This window comes from Georgenia deserti (genome assembly GCF_042680605.1).
GTDB classification, from domain to species: domain Bacteria; phylum Actinomycetota; class Actinomycetes; order Actinomycetales; family Actinomycetaceae; genus Allobogoriella; species Allobogoriella deserti.
Map to the genome: position 1 here is coordinate 157,259 of NZ_JBHUEE010000001.1, position 20,502 is coordinate 177,760.

Here is a 20,502-nt window from a genome sequence, read left to right on the forward strand (position 1 = left end):
ATCCATTCGAGGCGCTGCGCCGTACCGTGAGGCATGGCCGCCGTCTCTCGCGCAGATCGCGCCGACGACGCTGCCCTGCTGGCCGGGCTGGCGCTCGACGACCCGGCGGTGTCGGCGGCGTTCGTGCGGCGGTTCCAGAGTGCGGTCTTCGGGTTGGCGGTGAGCATCACGCGCGACCCGGTGCAGGCCGAGGACGTCAGTCAGGAGGTGTTCGTGCGGGCGTGGGGCGCGGCGAGCGGGTATGACGAACGCCGTGCCTCGGTGCTGACCTGGCTGTTGACCATCACCCGCAATGCGGCGATCGACGCCGTCCGGGCCCGCCGTAGCACGCCCACGGACGGCGAGCTGCTCGACCAACTGCTGCGCGAGACGGTCGACACGACCGCCGACCTCGAGACGACGGCCCTGCACCGGATCGAGGCCGAGCGTGCCGTCCGACGCCTGCACAGCATCTCGCCCGAGCAGGCGCGCGCCGTCGTGCTCGCCGTGCTCGGCGGCTGCACGGCCAAGGAGGTCGCCGAGCGGGAACGCATCCCTTTGGGCACCGCGAAGACCAGGATCCGTGACGGCCTGCGTCGGATACGGCACAGCGAGGCGGTGGACCGTGGTTGAGACCTGGCACCCGGACGAGGATCTCCTGCTCGAGGTCGCCCTCGGAACCGCCGTCGGTGCCGACCGGGAGGAGGTGAGCGCGCACCTGGCGACCTGCGGGGTGTGCCGCCGCCACTACGACGACCTGGCCAGCGGCATCGAGCAGATCCTGCCGGCGGTGCCGCGGACGGCCCCGCCGCCGGATTTCGAGTCGGCCGTGCTCTCCCGGCTTGCCGCGCAGCGGGGACGAGCGGTCACGCCGGCCTCGACGGACGGTGCCCGGGACCTGCCACGACGCCGCCGGGGGCCGTGGCGTCCCGTCGCGGCCGGCACGGTGCTCGGCATCGCCGTCGGCGCCGGGATCATGTGGGGAATCGCCGGGCGGTCGTCCGAGGAGGAGCCGCCGTCGGAAGCGTCGGAGTGGTCGGCCGAGTTGGTCACCGGTGACGGGACCGAGGTCGGAACGGTCTCGCGCAGCTACGCCGAGAACGGACCGGCCCTCGTGATCGACGTGACCGGTGGCGAACCGGGCCGGAACTACGGCTGCGTCCTCACGCTCGAGGACGGCACCCGGACCGATGCCGGCCAGTGGGAACTGGCGGCCGATCGCGCGAACAGCTGGGTGGTCGACGACCCCGGTGTCCAGTCGATCGACCTCGTGGCCGCCTCCGGCGCGGTCTGGGCGACGGCGGACCTCTGAGCGTGCGCCGCGGTGCCGCCGTGCAATCCCTCCGGGCGCCCTCGCCCGTACAACGGACATGAGCATCACAACCCGACGCCTGGCCGCTTCGATCTCCGCCGTCGTCCTGGCTGCCGTCCTCACCGGGTGCGGCGCTGATGACGACGCCGGTGGTGGCGGGCAGGGCGCCGAGGAGACCACGCAGGGCTCCGGCTACGGCTCGACCGCCACCGACGACACCGAGGGCACTGACGACACTGATGATCAGGCGGCCGGCGACGTCGCCATCACCATCGTCGACTTCGAGTACGAGTTGCCGGAGAGCGTCGAGCCCGGGGCCACCATCACCGTCACCAACGAGGACGACGTCGGCCACACCGTCACCTCCGACGAGGAGGGCATCTTCGATGTGGTCGTCGGGCCGGGCGAGACGGTCGACTTCACCGCCCCGGAGGAGGCGGGGGAGTACCCGTTCCACTGCACCCCGCACCCGCAGATGACGTCGACGCTGGTGGTGGGCTGAGATGCCGCGCCGGGGGCGGCGTGCCGAGCCGGTGCTCCGCGCCGTCGTCGTGGCCGCGCTCGCTGTCGACGCGGTGGTGCACTACCGGAGCGCCGGGCCGATGGGGCTGGCCGCCCCCGGCGGCATCGGCGGCGACACGCTCTTCCGGGTGCAGGCGACGGCAGCAGTCCTCGCGGCGGTGTTCCTGCTGATCACCGGATCTCGCATCGCCTACAGCCTGGCTGCGCTGGCCGCTCTGTCGGCACTGGTTCCCGTGCTGCTCTACACCCTCGTCGATGTGCCCGCACTGGGCCCGATCCCCTCGATGTACGACCCGACGTGGTCGGCGCCCAAGCTCGTCAGCGCGGCGGCCGAGGCTCTCGCGCTGGTCCTGGCGGTGGCGGGCGTGCGGGTGGCCGGTCGTCGACCGAGATCAGGGTGGGTCTCCACAGAGAAGGTGGGAACTCCTTCCCGGCGTTGAAGACCGTGGATTCTCGCACTGGATGCACGCCGGTACCTGCGTCGTCCTGCGCGCTCGACGAGTCACTGCTCTCTCAGTTGTTCTTCCATTCGCGTCAAGCCGTCCTTGATGAGCTTCCCGTACTCGTCATCGCCGAGCGCCCCGATCGTGGCCCGAGCCTGTCGCACGTGGTCACGGGCGCGGTCGGGCTCGCCGAGCTTGTGATAACACTCGCTCAGGTTGAGGTGCAACGACGGATACAACCCAGCTGCAGGTAAGGCGACTCCAGCGTCACCCGTGCGCTCGTCGGTGATCCGATCGGCGGCAGCGAGGGCCCGCAAGTCCCACGTCAGCTCATCCTGGACATCGTCTTGCACGTCAGCCATCGAGTGAGCCAGGACGCATACATGCAGCGGATCGCCGCTCTCGCGGCCGATGTCGTCCCAGATCTGCGCGAACAGATCACGGGCGGCATCACGTTGCCCTCGGTGGTGGTGCAACTGCACCGCCTCACCGATCCGGGTCAGCGTGGGATCGTCAACCACAAACAGCTCCTTCGCCAACGTGATCGGATTGAAACCGCATCTATCACCGACGGTACCGCTCAACGCAGCGCAATAGACGTGCTCGCGTGCACGAAGGCGGAGTCAGTGGTCCCGTTCATGGGACCCGAGCTTCCCAATGAAGGCCTAGAACGGATATCGCACCAGGTCGCGGTGGGCCCCGTGGGGCTCGAACCCACAACCCACGGATTAAAAGTCCGTTGCTCTACCGATTGAGCTAGAGGCCCTGGGCCCCGGTGAGGGGCGCCCCGGCAGGATACGCGGCTGACGGGGTACTGCTCACGCCTCGGTGGCGTCCCGGTCGTCCCCGCCCGTGCTCCGCCGGCGCATCAGTACGAACACCGCCCCGCCGAGGAGCAGTCCGGCGACCACCACGGCCACGACGAACCAGCCGCGGCCGAGCAGCTCCTCGACCAGTTGTCTGCTGCGCGAGGTCGGGTCCGACAGCACGACGGCGACGAACGCCGCGACCACCAGCGTCGCGACGGCGGTCCACACGCGCTCCCACCACCGGGAGGAGCCGGCACCGCGGAGTTTCCGGCCCGCCCGGATGATGTGGCGTACGCGCAGCACCCGCAGCGCGCCGATGGCACGCACGAGTCGGAGGATCTGAACCGGTCCGATGGCCAGCACGACAGCGACCACGACAGCGGCCGTCAGGACGATCAGCCAGGCGTTCCGCCGCACCCACGCCCACCGGTCACCGGTGACGACGAACAGCACGACGGTCTCGGCGACGAGCACGGCCCCGGTGACCCAGCTGCCGACCCGGCCGACGGTCGAGTACGGCTCGTCCAGCAGGGTGAGCCAGACGGCTGGTACGGAGGCCAGGGCGGCCACGAGGACGGGCAGCGCGAGACGCTGCTCCCACCGGGACTCCGCGTCGACCGGTCCGTCGGGGACCGCGCCGCCCTGCTCGTCGACGGCGTCCCGGCTCATCGGGCCACTCCGCGACTGATCGGGGACGTTCGACGCACCGTCCAAGACTATGGGCGGGTACCGTGCAGGAACGACGCACGGAAGGAGGCGGACCGTCATGAGTGAGCGACGATTCCGGCGTCCGGCGATGCTCGACCCCGCCCAGGCCGAGATGATCGAGGGCGACGAGGATCCGGCGACGCGGTCCGAGGTGGCGCACACCTCGGCGCAGGCGCTGGTCCGTGGCGGGCGTGAGGGTGGTGACGACCCCGAGCTGGTCCGCCGCCTGGTCACCCTCGTCGACACCGAAGGCCTTGACGCCGTCGCAGCCCTGTGGTCGCGCAGTCCGCACACCACGTTGCCCGGGACCCTGTGGCGCCTCTACCTGCTGCGCGAGTGGGTGCGCCGCGGTCCGCACGCCGTCGCCGACCGCTACCGCCGGGGCCTGGAGCGTGCCGAGGTCGCCGGCGCCGTCGCAGGGGTGGCCTCACCGCCCGGACCCGAGGAGGTGACCCGCGCCGTCGACCGTGTGCTGTCCGGCCTCTTCGACGGCGATCTTGCCGTGACCCTCGAGCGCGCCGCCGCGTTCCTGCGCGTCCTCGCCACCGGATCGGCGATGGACGCCGACTGGATCGAGGAGGACGACGACGACCTCGCCTTCCTCGTCACCCGTCGCGCGGGCGCGCTGCTGACCACCGCGGAGGAGCTCGAGGAAGCCGCCGCGCTGTACCGGGCCGACCGGCTCGACTGACGCCCGACCGACGTGGAGTCAGCACCCGAGGTGGAAACCAGGAAACGGCTCGAGGAGAGCACGGTCGTCCGTATTCTCGCCCTGGCCGACGACGTCGCCGCGCACGACGGCGTCGCCGCGCTGTCCGAACAGACCTTGCTCGATCTCCGTACGCCGGTGCGCGAGGTCCGCCACCTCCTGATCCGGCCGCCGGGGGAGCCCGGGGCCGCCGGGGCCGACGCCGTGGCCGGGTACGCCCAGATCGACGCCGACGGGTCGAGTGCCGAGCTCGCCGTCCACCCGGCTTACCGTTGCCACGGACTCGGGCGCGCGCTCCTCGACGAGGTCCGGACCCTCGCCGCCGGCGTCGCAGTCTGGGCCCACGGAGACCTGCCGGCCGCCCGGTCGCTCGCCGCCGCGGCCGGGATGAGCAAGGTTCGCGAGCTGCTGCAGATGGCCGCCGACCTGCCCGCCGCCGGCGTCACGACCAGCACCGCACCGTCCGACCATGGTCTGCCGCCCGACCAGGTGCGTACCTTCCGCCCCGGGAAGGACGAGGACGCGTGGGTCCGTCTCAACGCCCGCGCCTTCGCCGATCACCCCGAACAGGGCCGGATGACGGTGGACGACCTGCGCGCCCGCCAGTCGGAGGACTGGTTCGACCCGTCGCTGCTGTGGCTCGTCAGCGACGAGACCGGCGGCGCGGCAGCGGATGAGCTCGCGGCCTCCATGTGGGTCAAGGTCCTCCCCGGCGAGAGCTCCGGCGAGATCTACGCACTCGGTGTCGACCCCAGCGCCCAGGGGCGGGGACTGGGCGGAGGATTGACCTCGCTCGCGCTCGCCGAGATGACGGCCCGCGGCCTCGATCGCGCCACGTTGTACGTCGAGGGGGACAACACGGCAGCCCTGCGCACGTATGAGAAGAAGGGATTCGTGTGCGTCGGCACCGACGTCCAGTATCGATGAGACGGGTCCGGTGGCGCCCGGGGGATACCGATTCGTCACCTGAGGGTGGGACCATGGGCGCCATGAGGCACACTCCCCAGTCGTCCGGCGAGGACGTCACCGAGCATCCGAACGGTGCGGTGCCCGAGCCGGAGGAGACCGTCGACGCCGAGCAGACGCGCGACCCGGAGCCAGACAACCTCGCGGACGGGCTGCGGGCCGAACAGATCGCCGACGCCGAGCGCAGCGAGCTCGACGGGCTCGAGGTCGACGACGAGGACGAGATGGTCGCGCAGGCCCGCAGCATGTCCCGCGGAGCGGGTGCCGCCGGCAACGTCGCGCCGGCGCGTTCCATCCCCGCCGAGGTCTCCGGACGGCCGGAGGTCCCCGCGCCCGGCGCCGAGCCGGCCGAGGAACCGGCGACCTCGGAGGACGAACTGCCCGACGGGCGCTTCGCCGACCGCGAGCTGAGTTGGCTCGCGTTCAACGAGCGCGTGCTGGAGCAGGCCGAGGACCAGGACCTGCCGATCCTCGAACGCGCCTGGTTCCTGGCGATCTTCGCCTCGAACCTCGACGAGTTCTACATGGTGCGCGTGGCCGGGCTGAAGCGGCGCATCGCCACCGGAATGGCGGTGACGGCCGCCTCCGGCCTCACCCCGCGCCAGGTGCTCGAGGCGCTCTCCCAGCGCGCCAAGGAGTTGGCGGAGCGGCACGCACGGGTCTTCGCCGAGGACGTCCAGCCCAAACTCGCGGACCAGCAGATCCACCTGCTGCACTGGGACGAGCTCGCCGGCAACGAGCAGGAACGCCTGCACAAATTCTTCCGGAAGCAGATCTTCCCCGTCCTCACCCCGCTCGCCGTGGACCCGGCGCACCCGTTCCCTTACATCTCGGGGCTCTCGCTCAACCTCGCCGTGCTCGTGCGCAACCCCTCCACGGGCAAGGAGCACTTCGCCCGCGTCAAGGTGCCGCCGCTGCTGCCCCGATTCATCGCCGTCGACCGGGAAGGCGTCCCGTACCGTCCCGAGGACGTGCCCACCGACGCCGGCGGGCGGACGGCGTTCGTCCCGCTCGAGGAGGTCATCGGTCACCACCTCGACGCGCTCTTCCCGGGCATGGAGATCGTCGAGCACTACACCTTCCGCGTCACCCGTAACGAGGACGTCGAGGTCGAGGAGGACGACGCCGAGAACATCCTCGCGGCGCTGGAGAAGGAGCTCATGCGGCGGCGGTTCGGTCCGGCGGTGCGCCTCGAGGTCGCCCAGGGCATCTCGCCGCACGTGCTGGACCTGCTCATCCGCGAGCTCGGCGTCAGCGAGCACGATGTCTTCCACCTGCCGGCGCCGCTCGACCTGACCGGCCTCAACCTCATCCACGAGCTGGACAAGCCTGACCTGAAGTACCCGAAGTTCGTCGGCGTCACCGCCCAGGGCCTCGCCGAGGTCGAGTCCGCGAGCCCGACCGACATCTTCTCGGCCATCCGCGAGCGCGACGTCCTCCTGCACCACCCGTACGACTCGTTCTCCACCTCGGTCCAGCAGTTCATCTCCCAGGCGGCGGCCGACCCCCGGGTCCTCGCGATCAAGCAGACCCTCTACCGCACCTCCGGCGACTCGCCGATCGTCGACGCGCTCATCGACGCGGCCGAGGCCGGCAAGCAGGTGCTCGCCATCGTCGAGATCAAGGCGCGGTTCGACGAGGAGGCCAACATCACCTGGGCCCGCAAGCTCGAGCAGTCCGGGGTGCACGTCGTCTACGGCATGGTCGGGTTGAAGACCCACGCGAAACTCTGCCTGGTGGTGCGGCAGGACCCGGACGGGCTGCGCCGCTACTGCCACGTCGGCACCGGCAACTACCACCCCAAGACGGCTCGCGGCTACGAGGACATGGGCCTGCTCACCTGCGACCGCGACGTTGGCCAGGACCTGACCCGGCTGTTCAACCAGCTCTCCGGCTACGCGCCCCGCACCCGGTTCCACCGGTTGCTCGTCGCTCCCAGGACCGCACGCAGCGGGCTCATCGAGCGCATCGAACGCGAGATCGAGCACCACCGGGCCGGCAAGCCCGCCTGGGTGAAGTTCAAGGTGAACTCGATCGTCGACGAACGGACCATCGACGCGCTCTACCGTGCCAGCCGGGCCGGGGTGCCGGTCGACATCGTGGTCCGCGGGATCTGCGCGTTGAAGGCGGGCGTGCCGGGGCTGAGCGAGAACATCCGGGTGCGATCCATCCTCGGACGCTTCCTCGAGCATGCGCGGATCTTCGCGTTCGCGAACGGCGGTGAGCCGGAGGCGTGGATCGGCTCGGCCGACCTCATGCACCGCAATCTGGACCGCCGCGTCGAGGCGATGATCCGGATCGACGACCGCGGGCAGGTCGATGAACTCGTCGAGCTCCTCGACCGCTCGATGGCGGACACGACGGCGTCCTGGCACCTCGGGCCCGACGGCTGGCGCCGCGTCGCCCACGGCCCGGACGGACGACGGTTGGAGGATCTGCAGGAGGTGCTCATGTCCAAGGCACGTCGACGCGTCGCGGCCTCGCGGTGAGTCTCGCGTGAGCAAGCGGCCAGACGTGCAGGCCGCGGGCGCACTTGTCTGGAGGCTCTCCGCCTCCCGCCGTCTCGAGGTTCTCCTCGTACACCGGCCCAGGTACGACGACTGGGCATGGCCCAAGGGCAAGGTCGAGCCCGGCGAGACGGTCGTCGAGTGCGCCGTACGGGAGGTGGCGGAGGAGACCGGCGTGCACGTGGCGCTCGGCCAACCGTTACCCGGGGTGCGGCACAAGCTCCAGGACGGCCGCAGGAAGCACACCCACTACTGGGCGGCCCAGGCCCTTCCCGACGGCGCGCCACCCACCGGGGGGCGGGTCGTCGAGCCCGCCGACGAGACCGAGGTCGACGAGGTGCGCTGGGTCGACGCCCGCGAAGCCTGGCGGATGCTCACCTACGAGCGGGACCGCGAGCCGCTCGGCCATCTCCTCGACCAGTGGCACGACGAGCGCCTGCGCACGTGGACGATGATCCTCCTGCGCCACGCACGGGCGCGGAAACGCTCGGCGTGGAACGGTGAGGAACAGACCCGTCCGCTCACCCCGCGTGGCGAGCAGCAGGCCCATGCCCTCGTACCGGTGCTCGCCGGGTACGGCGTCGAGGAGGTCATCACCTCGCCCTGGGAACGGTGCGCGGCCACCGTCCGCCCGTTCCTGGAGGCGACCGGTGTGGGGGCGGTGCTCGCGCCGGAACTCACCGAGGCGGCGCACGAACGCGCCCGCAAGCCGGTGCGACGCCTCGTGCGCCACGAACTGACCACCCGTGACGTCCCGGCGGTGATCTGTACCCACCGGCCCGTGCTGCCCACGGTGATGGCCGCCGTGGCCGAGCGCACGCCGCACCGGATCATGAAGCAGGTGCCGGAGTCCGATCCGTGGCTCAAGACGGCCGAGATCCTCGTTGTCCACGTCGCTCAGCGGCCCGGCCGGGGCGCCACGGTGACGGCCCTGGAGAAGCACCGCGCACCCGCCCTGCGGCCCGCAGAGGCCGCCGTTGCAGAACTGTGACCCACTCAGCAGGGCGAATTCACCAGCCGTTCACCGCGTGACCGCATGACGGACACTCCGCCTGCTTAGCGTCGGACCCGGCCTGGGCACACACGATCCCTCCGCCAGGCCCCACCGACACAGGAGATGGAATGACCGTGAAGCTTGCAGGTAGCCGCCGTCTGGCGGGAGTCGCCGCGATCAGCGCCCTGGCGCTCACGCTCGCGGCCTGCGGAGGCGACAGCTCCGGCTCGGAGGCCGGAGGTGACGACGGCGGCGAGCAGACCGAGGAGGGCGGCGACGACGGCGAGGCGATGGACCTCTCCGGCGAGCTGCCGGGTGCCGGCGCCTCGACCCAGGAGAACGCCATGGCAGGCTGGATCGCCGGGTTCAACGAGCAGTACCCCGACGTCGCCGTCAACTACGACCCGGTGGGTTCCGGCTCCGGCCGTGAGCAGTTCATCTCCGGGGCGACCCTGTTCGGCGGGTCGGACTCGCACTTCTCCGAGGAGGAGCTGGAGCAGGCCAGCGAGCGCTGCTTCGGCGGTGAGGTGCTCGAGCTGCCGATGTACATCTCGCCGATCGCCGTCGCCTACAACCTGCCGGACGTCGGCGTGGAGAACCTCAACATCACGCCGGACGCGCTCGCGGGCATCTTCAACGGCGACATCACGTCGTGGGACGACCCGGCCATCGCGGACGAGAACCCGGACGCGAACCTCCCGTCCACGGAGATCACCCCGGTGCACCGCTCGGACGAGTCCGGCACCACGGAGAACTTCACCGAGTACCTCCACGAGGCGGCTCCGGACACCTGGACCGACGAGGCCAGCGAGACCTGGCCCATCCAGGGTGGGCAGTCCGGTGCCCAGACCTCCGGCGTGGTCCAGGTGCTGGAGAGCGCCGAGGGCACCATCGGCTACGTCGACGCCTCGCAGGTTCCGGAGGGCATGGGCACCGTGGCCATCGGCGTCGGTGAGGAGTTCGTTCCGTACTCCGCCGAGGCCGCCGCGGCCGTCGTCGACGCCTCCCCGATGACCGACGACGCGACCGACCTGCGTCTGACCTTCGAGCTGGACCGGGCGACCCAGGAGTCCGGCGTGTACCCGATCGTGCTCGTCTCGTACGACTTCGCCTGCTCGACGTACGACGACGAGTCGGACGCCAACAACGTCGCCGAGTTCCTCCGTTACGTCGCCTCCGAGGAGGGCCAGGAGCGCGCGGCCGACCCGTCCGTGGCCGGCTCGGCCCCGATCTCGGACGACCTCCGCTCGCAGATCGAGGCCGCGATCGACCAGATCGGCGTTGCCTGATCCGCAGCTGACACACCACGCCTGAGGGCGGGGCCGACGCACCGCGGCCCCGCCCTCAGGCATGCCTCGGCCGGCCTCCGTACAGTGGCCGCGTGGCAGATGAACGGAACGTGAACTGGCTCACCCGGGCAGGTCGCCGGCGGGCCGGCCTCGTGGCCGGGCTGGCACTCGCCCTACTCGGATGCTCCTCGAGCGGCTCGCTCCCCGGGGCGGGGGCGTCGTCCCAGGAAGTCGCGATGACGGCGTGGATCGCCGGGATGAGCGAACGGCGGCCGGACCTCAACATCTCCTACGACGCCGTCGGCTCAGGCGCCGGGAGGGAGATCTTCCTGACCGGCGGTTCGTACTTCGCCGGGTCGGACACCCCGATGGACGCCACCGAGCTCCGACAGGGCCGTGAACGCTGTTTCGGGGGTGAGGTGCTGGAACTTCCCCTCTTCATCTCCCCGATCGCGGTCGCCTACAACCTCCCGGGCCTGGGGGCGGACCACCTCCGGCTCTCACCCCAGACGCTCGCACGAGTCTTCACCGGCGAGATCGAGCGGTGGAACGATCCCGAGATCGCCGAGCAGAACCCCGACGCGAACCTGCCCGACCGGGAGATCGTCCCGGTCAACCGGTCGGACGAGTCTGGGACCACGGAGAACTTCACCGAGTACCTCCACGAGGCCGCCGGTGAGGCGTGGCCGCACGAACCGTCGGAGTCGTGGCCCTTCTCCGGCACGCAGTCCGGTGCGCAGAGCTCCGGCGTCGCCCAGGTGCTGCAGACCGGCGAAGGCACCATCGGCTACGTCGACGCCGCACAGGTGAGCGAGGATCTGGGGACTGTCGCCGTCGGCGTCGGCGAGGAGTACGTGCCGTACTCGGCCGAGGCGGCCGCTCGCGTGGTCGACGTCTCGGAGCCGGCCGAGGACGCCTCGGACCTGCGGCTCACGCTCGACCTCGCGCGCGACACCGACGAGGCGGGCGTCTATCCCATCGTCCTGGTCTCCTACACCCTCGCCTGCTCCCGGTACGAGTCACGACAGGACGCGGACAACGTCCGGGCCCTGCTGACCTACATGTCGTCGGCGGAGGGACAGCAGCGGGTGGCGCGCCCGGACGTCGCCGGAGCCGCGCCGATCTCGGAGACCATGCGCGAGCGGGTGCGGACCGCCGTCGACCGGATTCAGGCCGTCCAGGACTGAGGGGGCACCGCTACCGCGGCGACGCGGGCTGTGAGTCACCCGACAGTCCGAGTTCACCGTCCGTTCACTCAACTCCCGCCTCGTGGTCACCGGCCGTGCCTAGCCTTCCGGAGGTTGGCCGCGTCGCGGCACCGGTACCAGACTCGGCACAGGAACCGACCCGCCGACACCACCGTCCAGCATCCGGAGGAGACACGTGGCAGGACCCGCCTCAGAGGCTCCCACGGCATCGCCGCGGCGAAGCAGCGCCCCCGGGAAGGTGGGCAACATCGTCTTCCGTGGCATCTCGACCGGCGCGGGGTTCGTCATCCTCCTCGTCCTGGCCCTGGTGGCGCTTTTCCTGCTCTACCGGTCGTGGGACACCATCACCGCCGACGACCAGCGGATCGCGGACCTGACCTTCACCAGGGGCGAGACCTTCTGGCCGTACGTGCTGCCGTTGATCTTCGGCACCGTGCTGTTCTCGGTCATCGCCCTGGTCATCGCGGTGCCGCTCAGCGTGTCGATCGCGCTGTTCATCTCGCACTACGCGCCGCGCCGGATGGCGCAGGTGCTCGGTTACCTCATCGATCTGCTCGCGGCGATCCCGTCGGTGCTGTACGGCATGTGGGGCTTCCTGTGGCTCGAGCCGGCCATGCGGCCGTTCTTCGTGTGGATCTCGGACGCGACCAACTGGCTCAACGGGTTCGCGCCGTGGCGGTACACCCTGGGCTACATCACCACCCCGCTCTTCGGGGAGGCCTCCACGCCGGCGCGTGTGGCGCTCATGGCGGGCGTGGTGCTCGCCATCATGATCCTGCCCATCGTGACGGCCACCATCCGGGAGGTCTTCCTCCAGACGCCGCGACTGCACGAGGAGGCCTCGCTGGCGCTCGGGGCGACGCGCTGGGAGATGATCCGGCAGGCGGTCTTCCCGTTCGGCCGGTCGGGCATCATCAGCGCCTCGATGCTCGGCCTCGGCCGCGCGCTCGGCGAGACGATGGCCGTGCTCATGATCGTCTCGCCCGGATTCCGCATCAACTTCAACATCCTGCAAGCGGGTCAGCACCAGGCGATCGCGCCGAACATCGCCAACACCTTCGGCGAGGGCAGCGCCCAGGACGACGGCCTCGGCGGCAGCGTGCTCATCGCCACCGGCCTGGTGCTGTTCGTCATCACCTTCGGGGTGAACCTGGCGGCCCGCTGGATCATCGCCCGCCGCGCCGAATTCTCGGGAGCGAACTGATGACCACCCCGACCCTCCAACCCCAGGCTGCCCTCGGCGGGGCCGGCCAGCTCCCCAAGCACATCTCCTGGTACGTGCTCGCCGGGGGACTTGCGCTGTCCTTCGTCGTCCTGCTGGTCTTCGCCGAGCCGACCCCGGCGTCGGTGATCATTCTCGGCGGCGCGATCTACGTGGCGGCCATCTGGATCTCCTCGCGGATCGTGGAAGGCGCCCGCCGCGCGACGGACCGACTGGCGACGGCCGTGGTGACCTCGGCATTCGCCCTCGCCATGATCCCGGTGGTCTCGCTGCTCGTGACGGTGGTCGACCGCGGCCGGACCATGATGTCGTGGGAGTTCCTCACCACGGACATGACGGGCATCTTCGGCGACATGCGCGGCGGCGGTGCCTGGCACGCCATCGTCGGCACGTTCTGGGTCACGGCCCTGGCGTCCGTGTTCTCCATCCCGCTCGGCATCTTCACCGCGATCTACCTCGTGGAGTACGGGCGTGGCCGGCTCGCACGCGCGATCACCGTGCTGGTCGACGTCATGACGGGCATCCCGTCCATCGTGGCCGGCCTGTTCGCACTGGTGCTGTTCAACACCCTCATGGACCCGGCGTACCGATCGGCGCTCATGGGTGGTGTGGCGCTCGCCGTCCTCATGACCCCGGTCGTGGTGCGCTCCTGCGAGGAGATGCTCCGGCTGGTGCCGAACGAGCTGCGCGAAGCCGCCTACGCGCTCGGTGTGCCCAAGTGGCTGGCCATCGTCAAGGTGGTCCTGCGCACCGCCATCGCCGGCATCACCACCGGCGTCATGATCTCCATCGCCCGGGTCGTCGGGGAGACGGCGCCGCTGCTGTTGACGATGGGCATCATCACCTCGACCAACCTCAACGCGTTCGACGGGCGCATGGCCACGTTGCCGGTGTTCGCCTACTCCTCGTTCCGGCAGGGTGGGGTCTACCTCGAACGCGCCTGGGCCGCCGCCCTCGTCCTCATCGCCATCGTCATGGTCCTGAACATCATCGCCCGCCTGGTGAGCCGTTACTTCGCTCCCAAGGGCATGACATGATCCGGCCCGTGCTCGCCGTGAGACCCTCCCGCCCGGCACCTGTAGGAAGGACCGACCGTGTCTAAGCGCATCGACGTCAAGAACCTCAACGTCTACTACGGCGAGTTCCTCGCCGTCGAGGACGTCACGATGACGATCGAGCCGCGCTCGGTCACCGCACTCATCGGCCCGTCGGGCTGCGGCAAGTCGACGTTCCTGCGCACCCTCAACCGCATGCACGAGGTCATCCCCGGTGCGTACGTCACCGGTGAGGCCCTCATGGACGGGCAGAACCTCTACGGCAGGGGTGTGGACCCGGTTCAGGTGCGGCGGCAGGTCGGCATGGTCTTCCAGCGGCCCAACCCGTTCCCCACGATGTCGATCGCGGACAACGTCCTCGCCGGCGTGCGGCTCAACAACCGGCGGATGAGCCGGTCGGACGCCGACGAGCTGGTCGAGTCCTCCCTGCGCGGCGCGAACCTGTGGGAAGAGGTCAAGGACCGGTTGGACAGGCCCGGATCCTCCCTCTCCGGCGGCCAGCAGCAGCGGCTCTGCATCGCCCGGGCGATCGCGGTCAAGCCGGAGGTCGTGCTGATGGACGAGCCGTGCTCGGCGCTGGACCCCATCTCGACGCTCGCCATCGAGGACCTCATCGCCGAGCTGAAGACCGAGTACACGATCGTCATCGTCACCCACAACATGCAGCAGGCCGCGCGGGTCTCGGACAAGACCGGCTTCTTCAACATCGCGGGTACCGGCAAGCCCGGCCACCTCATCGAATACGACGAGACGGAGAAGATGTTCTCGACGCCGTCGGTGAAGGACACGGAGGACTACATCTCCGGCCGGTTCGGCTGACTGACCGGTGTCCCGATGCGCCCGTGGTGCCTGAGCGGGCGTTCTACGACCCCCTCAGACACCACACGCGAGGACGAGGTCGCCTCAGTCAGCGGTTCGCGCCCTCGAGCGACTCGGTCACCGGCTCGTCGACCGTGAGGATGCACAGCGAGGTGCGGTCGTCCGCGTCGTTCCAGCTGTCCTCGCTCGGCATGAGCGCCGTGTAGTGGAACTCGGACTCGGCGTAGGGCACGCCCACGTAGTTCTCGAACTCGGCGTCGCAGGTCTCCTGCGCCTCGCTCTGCAACGCCTCGTTGCCGGGGAACTCGTCGCCCTCGTGCTCGACCTGGGCGAAGATCTCGGCGGTGTGCTCCTCGGAGCACTCCAGGACTTCGACGTCGCTGATCTCGTTGCCCTCGAGGTCATCGGCGTTGAGGCAGTCGCCCGGCTCGAGGGACATCACGTTCCCGGTGCTGCACCCCGCGAGGGGAACCACCAGCAGGGCGGTCGCGGCGATGGACGGAAGGACGGCCTTGCGCATGGTGGTGACTCCTGTCAGGCGTCGTGTGCGGCAACGCCCACCAATCTATGGCCTCGACGCCGCAGCGACGGCCATCTCGGCAGGGGAGAAGTCCCCCGCCTCGCGCGAGAGCCCGTCGCCGGTCATGGCAGGAACGGCGAGACGACCAGGTAGGTGCCGGCGGCGACGGCGCCGGCGACGATCGGCGTCAGGACCCAGGCCAGTGCGATGTCCCTCGCCACGCCCCACCGCACCGCGGAGAACCGGCGGCTCGCACCGACGCCGACGATGGCCGACGTGATGGTGTGCGTCGTCGAGATCGGCGCGTGGAATCCGAGCGCCGCCACGTACTGGACGGCCGCCGCGACCGACTCGGCGACGAAGCCCCGTGGCGGGTCGAGGTCGATCACGCGCCGGCCGAGGGTCCGGATGATGCGCCAGCCGCCCACGTAGGTGCCAAGGGCGAGTGCGAACGCGGCGCAGATCTTCACCCACAACGGGATGGCGGTGCCCTCGTACATGTCCCCGGCGGTGATGGCGAGGACGATCACGCCCATGGTCTTCTGCGCGTCCTGGAGCCCGTGACCCAGTGCCATCGCGGAGGCGGAGACCGTTTGTGCCAACCGGAACCGGCGCATGGTCCGGTGGTACGGGCGGGCGCGCGCCAGCCAGGTGACGCCGACCATGACCGCCGCTGCGAGGCCGAACCCGACCAGCGGGGAGAGCACCATAGGGACGGCGATGTACCAGGTCACGACCTCCCAGTGCACCTGCGCCGCGGCCGTGAGGCCGGCGCCGAGGAGTCCGCCGATCAGTGCGTGCGAGGACGACGAGGGCAGGCCGAGTCGCCACGTGACGAGGTTCCAGGCGATCGCCCCCATGAGCCCGGCCAGCACGATGGTCAGCCCGTGTGGCCCCTCCGGAGGAGTGATGATGCCGGAACCGATGCGTTCCGCCACGCCGGTGCTGATCATCGCCCCGATGAGGTTCATCACCGCCGCCAGGACGACGGCCGTGTGCGGCGTCAGGGCCCGCGTGGAGATGGAGGTGGCGACGGCGTTCGCGGTGTCGTGGAAGCCGTTCGTGAAGTCGAAGACGAGCGCCACCGCGACCACGACCACGACGAGGACGACGACGAGATCCACCGCTGTCAGGACTCCTGCAGGGCCAGCGCCTCGACGACGTCGGCCAGGCGGCGCATCGCACTCGTCGCGGCGTCCAGGGCGTCCAGGACATGCGTGACCTTCAGGACGGCCACGACGTCCGGATCGCCGTCGAGCAGGTCACCGAGAAGATGCCGGTAGGTGCGGCGGGCGCGGTCGGCGTGCTGGACCACCTCTTCGCGGTATCCGTGCATGCCGTCCAGCCTGCGCAGTCCGGCGACCGCGTCACGTGTGAGGTCGGCGGACCGGGAGATTGCGCCGACGATCTGGCCGACGGCGGCCGGCAGCTCCCCGATCTTGTGCACGACGAGAAAGTCCGCGGCCTCGTCGATGGCGTCCACGCAGTCGTCGAGGCCGGTGGCGAGAGTGTGCAGGTCGTTCCGGTCGAACGGGGTGACGAAGGTGCGGTCGAGCCGGCGCAGCAGGTCACGGGTCGCCTCGTCGGCGGTGCGCTCGAGCTCGTGGATCTCCCCGGCGAGCCGGGCGCGGTTCGCGCGGTCCGAGCCCAGCATCCGGGCCAGTTTCTCGGCACTGTCGACCAGGCAGTCGGCGGCGCCGGCGAGCAGCTCGAAGTAGACCTCGTCGCGCGGGATCAGGCGGAATCGCAGCGGAACGCTCCTGGGTGACGGGCGGGTGAACGCCGGACGAACAACCGTGCCCAGGCTAAAGCAGGTCCCTCCGCGGACGTGAAACGTCCAGGTCACCGAGGAGGAGACGAACGAAGAGAGGTAGGACGCCGGGCCGGAGAGCGCCAGTCGGCGCGAAGGCCGCTCGTAGCGGCTGATGTTGGAGCCCGGGGCTTTCGCGACCCGGCGTCGTCTCCACTGTACGGCAGCTCAGGGTGTCCGCAAGAGACCCGCACGGTCCGGTGCGATCAGGCCCGGCCGGCTCACGTCCCCGGGTCCTCGGCCTCCGCCTGGGCGACCTCCTCGGCGGAGGCGTGCTCGCGGCCGCGCGGATCGAACCGGTAGCCCACGTTGCGGACCGTGCCGATGAGCTGGTCGTGCTCGCTGCCGAGCTTCGCGCGCAGGCGGCGGATGTGCACGTCGACGGTGCGGGTCCCGCCGAAGTAGTCGTAACCCCACACCTCCTGCAGCAACTGCGCCCGGGACAGGACACGACCGGGGTTCTGCGCCAGGTGCTTGAGGAGTTCGAACTCCTTGTACGTCAGGTCCAGCGCCCGGCCACGGATGCGTGCGGTGTAGGCGGACGCGTCGATCACCAGCTCGCCCGCCTCGAGCCGCTCCGGGCTCGTGGCGGCCGCGGGTGCCTCGCCCTCACGGGTTAGCTCGGCGATCATCCGGAGCCTGGCCTCGACCTCCGCCGGGCCGGCGCTGGCGAGGATGACGTCGGCCGCGCCCCAGGTGCGCGAGACGGCGGTGAACCCGCCTTCGGCGAGCACCAGCAGCACCGGCGGTGCCTGCACCGGTCCGGCGAGCATCCGGCACAGGGTGCGGGCGGCGACGAGGTCCTTGCGTGCGTCCAGGACGACGGCGGCGGCACGCTCGTGCTCGACGAGGGCTGACGGCGACATCGGCTTGACGTGGACGTAATGGCCGAGAAGCGTCAGGGACGGCAACACGCGGGCAGCACCGCCGGGTTCAGCAGTCAGCAACACGAGTTCCGCCACGGATTCCCCTCCTCACGGGTGACCTCACTCTAATAGTCCCGCGGCCGGGCGCCGTCCTTCCCGTCTGTCACAATCGCCGGGTGGTCACCTCGGTCCTGCCCAGCGCCGTCCGCGCCGTGCTCCCGTGGGTCGGTGACCGCCCGTGATGGGTGCGTCCACCCGGGCTGCCGTGACGGCGCTCGCGGCGGCGGCGGTCGCCGTCGCGGGCTACCTCTCGCACGTCGCGCTCGAGGCCCTCGTGCTCGCTCTCGGCCTGACCTTTGCGGCCGGCTGGCCGCGCCTGCTCGGCCTGCCGACGGCACGGGGCGGGACGATCGTCATCGGGATGACCGCGGTCGCCTCGGTTCTCCTCGTTCGGTTCGGCGTTCTCGCGGATCTCGCCCTGGTGGCCGGGCTCGCCGTCGTCGCCGCCATCGTGCACCAGATGGTCCGCCGCGACGGGCGGCCACGGCTGGTGGAGTCCCTCTCCGGCATCGTCACCGGCGCCGTCGTCACCGTCTCGGCCGCCGGGTGGCTCGGCATCGGCGTCGAACGCGAGGCCGCCGAGCTCATCGTCACCGCGGCCGCCACCATCGCCGGCGCCGCCGCGGTCACCGCGCTGCGCGTGCCGGTGCCGGTGATCGGCGGGCTCGCGGCCCTCGTCGGCGGCGGTCTGGGCGCGGCGATCGGCTGGCTGCTCGTCAGCGTCGGGCTGGTGCCGGGGCTTCTCGTCGGCCTGGCGGCCGGCATCCTCACCGCGGCCCTGCACATCCTGTTCGGGCAGTTCCCGGCCTCGCACCGGATCCGGCCGGCGCTGGCCGCCGCGCTCCTGCTGGTGCTGGTCTCCGGCGTGCCGGTGTATCTCGTCAGCCGCCTGCTCGGCGCGGGTGTACCGGTCGGCTGACCGCTAGCCTGGTGAGGTGCCTTTCGCTCTTCCCGACGATCTCGCCCCGGAGTGCTACCCGCTGGCCTGGCTGCTCGGCTCGTGGGAGGGCTTCGGCATGCTCGGCTACCCGGGCGTTCCCGAGGCCGCCTTCGTCCAGGACCTCGTGATCGATCACGACGGCGGCCCCTACCTGCGTGCGGTCAGCACGATCCATCTCGCGGACCAGCAGACCTCCGGGCCGGTCGAGCGCGAGATGAGCGGCCGCGAGGGTGCCTCCCGGCTCACCCGTGGCCAGCACTGGTCCACCGAGACGGCCTACTGGCGCCCGGTCCCCTCGGGCCAGGCCGCCGAGGGCAACGGGGCCACGCGCACCGCCGCCGGAGCGCCCGCACCGGAGCCGACGGACCTCGAGGTCGTCGTCGCCGACCCGTCCGGGCACCTGAGCGTCTACGTCGGCGCCGTCCGCGGCCCCCGGATCGAGCTCGCCACGGACGCCGTCGTCCGCACCGCCACCGCGGCCGAGGTCACCGGAGCCACCCGCATGTACGGCCTGGTCGAGCAGGACCTCATGTGGGCGATGGACCTGGCCGCGTTCGGCCACGAACTGCAGACCTACGCCTCCGGCCGCCTGAGCCGGAAGGAGTGACCATGTCCGAGACCGCAGCCACCCCAGCCGCCACCTATCGCAGCCCGCTGCTGGACCGTCGCGGGGCCGTCGAGGCCTCCGGTCCCGACGCCGGCGTCCCGCTGCACCACGGCGACCCGGTCCACGAGCAGCGTGCGCTGGCCCGCGGCGACGGCGTCGTGGACCTCAGTCACCTCGGCGTCGTCACCGTCACCGGGCCGGACCGCATCTCGTGGTTGAACACGCTCAGCTCCCAGCTGCTGCTGGGCCTTGAGCCCGGCGTGCCGACCGAACTGCTGCTGCTCGACGTACACGGCCACATCGAGCACGCCCCTGCCGTCCAGGACGACGGCGAGACCACCTGGCTCGTCACCGAGTCCGGCGACACCGAGGCCCTCGCGCAGTTCCTGGACTCCATGCGGTTCATGCTCCGGGTCGAGGTCGCCCGGCGCCCCGACGTGGCCGTCCTCGGTACCGCCGCGGGTGGCTGGACCCGCGTGGAGGCCGCCGCGGGCGACGCCCACGTCCTGACCTGGCTAGACCCCTGGCCCCGCACCGTGGCGGGCTCGACCGAGTACGGCCCGAAGGATGCCGAGCACCCCGGCGTCGAGATCCGTCGCGCCCTGACCCTTCTCCGCCGGGACGCGCTCACCGCCGTCGTCGAGTCGGCCCTGGCCGACGGCGCGCGGCTGGCCGGTACCTGGGCGTGGGAGGCGCAGCGGGTCGAGGCGTGGCGCCCGCGCCACGGCCGTGAGGTCGACGAGCGGGCCATCCCGCACGAGCTCGACTGGCTGCGCACCGGCGTCCACCTCGACAAGGGGTGCTACCGCGGCCAGGAGACCGTCGCGCGCGTGGTCACCCTCGGCCGCCCGCCGCGCCGGTTGGTCATGCTGCACCTCGACGGCTCCGAGCACGTCCTGCCGGAGGCCGGCGAGGAGGTGCGGCACGGTGAGCGCGTCGTCGGGCATCTGACCACGGTGGTCCGCCACGAGGAGCTCGGCCCCATCGCCCTGGCGCTGATCAAGCGCAACGTGGCGCCCGAGGCCGAACTGACCGCGGGCGGGATCGCCGCCGCGCAGGAGATCATCGTCAACCCGGAGGGGACCACCGACGTGCGTCCGGCCGAGCGTCCCGGCGCCGGGCTGCGACGTCGCCAGATCTGAGTCCGGTGTGAGGCG

22 protein-coding genes and 1 tRNA gene are annotated in these 20,502 nt (G+C 70.9%); 16 read left to right on the top strand and 7 right to left on the bottom strand.

The features are described 5' to 3' along the window. Nucleotides 1–33: 33 nt before the first annotated feature. The 4 genes from ACFSE6_RS00775 to ACFSE6_RS00790 are packed head-to-tail and all read left to right on the top strand — an operon-like array spanning nucleotide 34 to nucleotide 2,253. The gene (locus tag ACFSE6_RS00775) at nucleotides 34–612 is read left to right on the top strand and encodes an RNA polymerase sigma factor (protein ID WP_388001799.1); all 579 of its coding nucleotides are present in this window, start codon (nucleotides 34–36) and stop codon (nucleotides 610–612) included. Continuing rightward, nucleotides 605–1,291, top strand: a complete 687-nt coding sequence (locus ACFSE6_RS00780) for a hypothetical protein (RefSeq protein WP_388001800.1) — start codon at nucleotides 605–607, stop codon at nucleotides 1,289–1,291. Before ACFSE6_RS00775 ends, ACFSE6_RS00780 begins: the two co-directional genes overlap by 8 nt. A 58-nt stretch (nucleotides 1,292–1,349) precedes the next feature. Further along, nucleotides 1,350–1,793: a cupredoxin domain-containing protein gene (locus ACFSE6_RS00785; protein ID WP_388001801.1), complete on the top strand. Its 444-nt coding sequence runs from the start codon at nucleotides 1,350–1,352 to the stop codon at nucleotides 1,791–1,793. A gap of 1 nt (nucleotide 1,794) precedes the next feature. Next, nucleotides 1,795–2,253, top strand: coding sequence for a hypothetical protein (locus ACFSE6_RS00790; protein ID WP_388001802.1), 459 nt, complete (start codon nucleotides 1,795–1,797; stop codon nucleotides 2,251–2,253). Between the two features lie 62 nt (nucleotides 2,254–2,315). Here ACFSE6_RS00790 and ACFSE6_RS00795 read toward each other — a convergent pair whose 3' ends face one another. From ACFSE6_RS00795 to ACFSE6_RS00805, 3 genes are all read right to left on the bottom strand, one after another. Continuing rightward, complete coding sequence (locus tag ACFSE6_RS00795) at nucleotides 2,316–2,777, bottom strand: hypothetical protein (RefSeq protein ID WP_465254102.1); 462 nt, start codon at nucleotides 2,775–2,777, stop codon at nucleotides 2,316–2,318. 172 nt (nucleotides 2,778–2,949) lie between these two features. Further along, a tRNA-Lys gene (locus tag ACFSE6_RS00800) sits at nucleotides 2,950–3,022 on the bottom strand. Between the two features lie 52 nt (nucleotides 3,023–3,074). Next, entirely contained in the window at nucleotides 3,075–3,734 is a 660-nt protein-coding gene (locus ACFSE6_RS00805) for a hypothetical protein (RefSeq protein ID WP_388001804.1), read from the bottom strand. A gap of 97 nt (nucleotides 3,735–3,831) precedes the next feature. Here ACFSE6_RS00805 and ACFSE6_RS00810 point away from each other — a divergent pair, with 97 nt between their 5' ends. From ACFSE6_RS00810 to pstB, 9 genes are all read left to right on the top strand, one after another. Further along, nucleotides 3,832–4,464, top strand: a complete 633-nt coding sequence (locus tag ACFSE6_RS00810) for a hypothetical protein (RefSeq protein WP_388001805.1) — start codon at nucleotides 3,832–3,834, stop codon at nucleotides 4,462–4,464. 30 nt (nucleotides 4,465–4,494) lie between these two features. Beyond that, nucleotides 4,495–5,409 (top strand): mycothiol synthase, encoded by a 915-nt coding sequence (gene mshD, locus ACFSE6_RS00815; protein ID WP_388001806.1) that lies wholly within the window; start codon nucleotides 4,495–4,497, stop codon nucleotides 5,407–5,409. 62 nt (nucleotides 5,410–5,471) lie between these two features. After that, nucleotides 5,472–7,937 (top strand): RNA degradosome polyphosphate kinase, encoded by a 2,466-nt coding sequence (locus tag ACFSE6_RS00820; protein WP_465254090.1) that lies wholly within the window; start codon nucleotides 5,472–5,474, stop codon nucleotides 7,935–7,937. A gap of 7 nt (nucleotides 7,938–7,944) precedes the next feature. Beyond that, nucleotides 7,945–8,946 carry an NUDIX hydrolase gene (locus tag ACFSE6_RS00825; protein WP_388001807.1) on the top strand — a complete coding sequence of 334 codons (1,002 nt, stop codon included), beginning with the start codon at nucleotides 7,945–7,947 and terminating at the stop codon, nucleotides 8,944–8,946. Between the two features lie 131 nt (nucleotides 8,947–9,077). After that, nucleotides 9,078–10,238 (top strand): phosphate ABC transporter substrate-binding protein PstS, encoded by a 1,161-nt coding sequence (gene pstS, locus ACFSE6_RS00830; RefSeq protein ID WP_388001808.1) that lies wholly within the window; start codon nucleotides 9,078–9,080, stop codon nucleotides 10,236–10,238. A 92-nt stretch (nucleotides 10,239–10,330) separates the two neighbouring features. Next, entirely contained in the window at nucleotides 10,331–11,425 is a 1,095-nt protein-coding gene (locus ACFSE6_RS00835) for a phosphate ABC transporter substrate-binding protein PstS (RefSeq protein WP_388001809.1), read from the top strand. Between the two features lie 196 nt (nucleotides 11,426–11,621). Next, a complete protein-coding gene (gene pstC, locus ACFSE6_RS00840) occupies nucleotides 11,622–12,650 on the top strand; it encodes a phosphate ABC transporter permease subunit PstC (protein WP_388001810.1) in 1,029 nt (342 codons plus the stop codon). Then, entirely contained in the window at nucleotides 12,650–13,705 is a 1,056-nt protein-coding gene (gene pstA / locus ACFSE6_RS00845; protein ID WP_388001811.1) for a phosphate ABC transporter permease PstA, read from the top strand. The genes pstC and pstA overlap by 1 nt, the downstream gene beginning before the upstream one ends. Before the next feature lie 57 nt (nucleotides 13,706–13,762). Then, the gene (gene pstB, locus ACFSE6_RS00850) at nucleotides 13,763–14,542 is read left to right on the top strand and encodes a phosphate ABC transporter ATP-binding protein PstB (protein ID WP_388001812.1); all 780 of its coding nucleotides are present in this window, start codon (nucleotides 13,763–13,765) and stop codon (nucleotides 14,540–14,542) included. Between the two features lie 88 nt (nucleotides 14,543–14,630). On the opposite strand, the gene ACFSE6_RS00855 is transcribed toward pstB, so the two are convergent. From ACFSE6_RS00855 to ACFSE6_RS00870, 4 genes are all read right to left on the bottom strand, one after another. Next, on the bottom strand, nucleotides 14,631–15,062 hold the full coding sequence (locus ACFSE6_RS00855) for a septum formation family protein (RefSeq protein ID WP_388001813.1): 432 nt from the start codon (nucleotides 15,060–15,062) through the stop codon (nucleotides 14,631–14,633). A 122-nt stretch (nucleotides 15,063–15,184) separates the two neighbouring features. Continuing rightward, a complete protein-coding gene (locus ACFSE6_RS00860; protein WP_388001814.1) occupies nucleotides 15,185–16,186 on the bottom strand; it encodes an inorganic phosphate transporter in 1,002 nt (333 codons plus the stop codon). Nucleotides 16,187–16,191: 5 nt separating this feature from the next. Beyond that, a complete protein-coding gene (locus ACFSE6_RS00865; protein WP_388001815.1) occupies nucleotides 16,192–16,908 on the bottom strand; it encodes a DUF47 domain-containing protein in 717 nt (238 codons plus the stop codon). Between the two features lie 185 nt (nucleotides 16,909–17,093). Next, nucleotides 17,094–17,834: a winged helix-turn-helix transcriptional regulator gene (locus ACFSE6_RS00870; protein ID WP_388001816.1), complete on the bottom strand. Its 741-nt coding sequence runs from the start codon at nucleotides 17,832–17,834 to the stop codon at nucleotides 17,094–17,096. Nucleotides 17,835–17,979: 145 nt separating this feature from the next. On the opposite strand from ACFSE6_RS00870, the gene ACFSE6_RS00875 reads away from it, so the two are divergent. The 3 genes from ACFSE6_RS00875 to ygfZ are packed head-to-tail and all read left to right on the top strand — an operon-like array spanning nucleotide 17,980 to nucleotide 20,487. After that, nucleotides 17,980–18,717 (top strand): hypothetical protein, encoded by a 738-nt coding sequence (locus tag ACFSE6_RS00875; RefSeq protein WP_388001817.1) that lies wholly within the window; start codon nucleotides 17,980–17,982, stop codon nucleotides 18,715–18,717. Nucleotides 18,718–18,733: 16 nt separating this feature from the next. Continuing rightward, nucleotides 18,734–19,345 (top strand): heme-binding beta-barrel domain-containing protein, encoded by a 612-nt coding sequence (locus tag ACFSE6_RS00880; protein ID WP_388001818.1) that lies wholly within the window; start codon nucleotides 18,734–18,736, stop codon nucleotides 19,343–19,345. 2 nt (nucleotides 19,346–19,347) lie between these two features. Further along, nucleotides 19,348–20,487, top strand: coding sequence for a CAF17-like 4Fe-4S cluster assembly/insertion protein YgfZ (gene ygfZ / locus ACFSE6_RS00885; RefSeq protein WP_388001819.1), 1,140 nt, complete (start codon nucleotides 19,348–19,350; stop codon nucleotides 20,485–20,487). Nucleotides 20,488–20,502 lie beyond the last annotated feature (15 nt).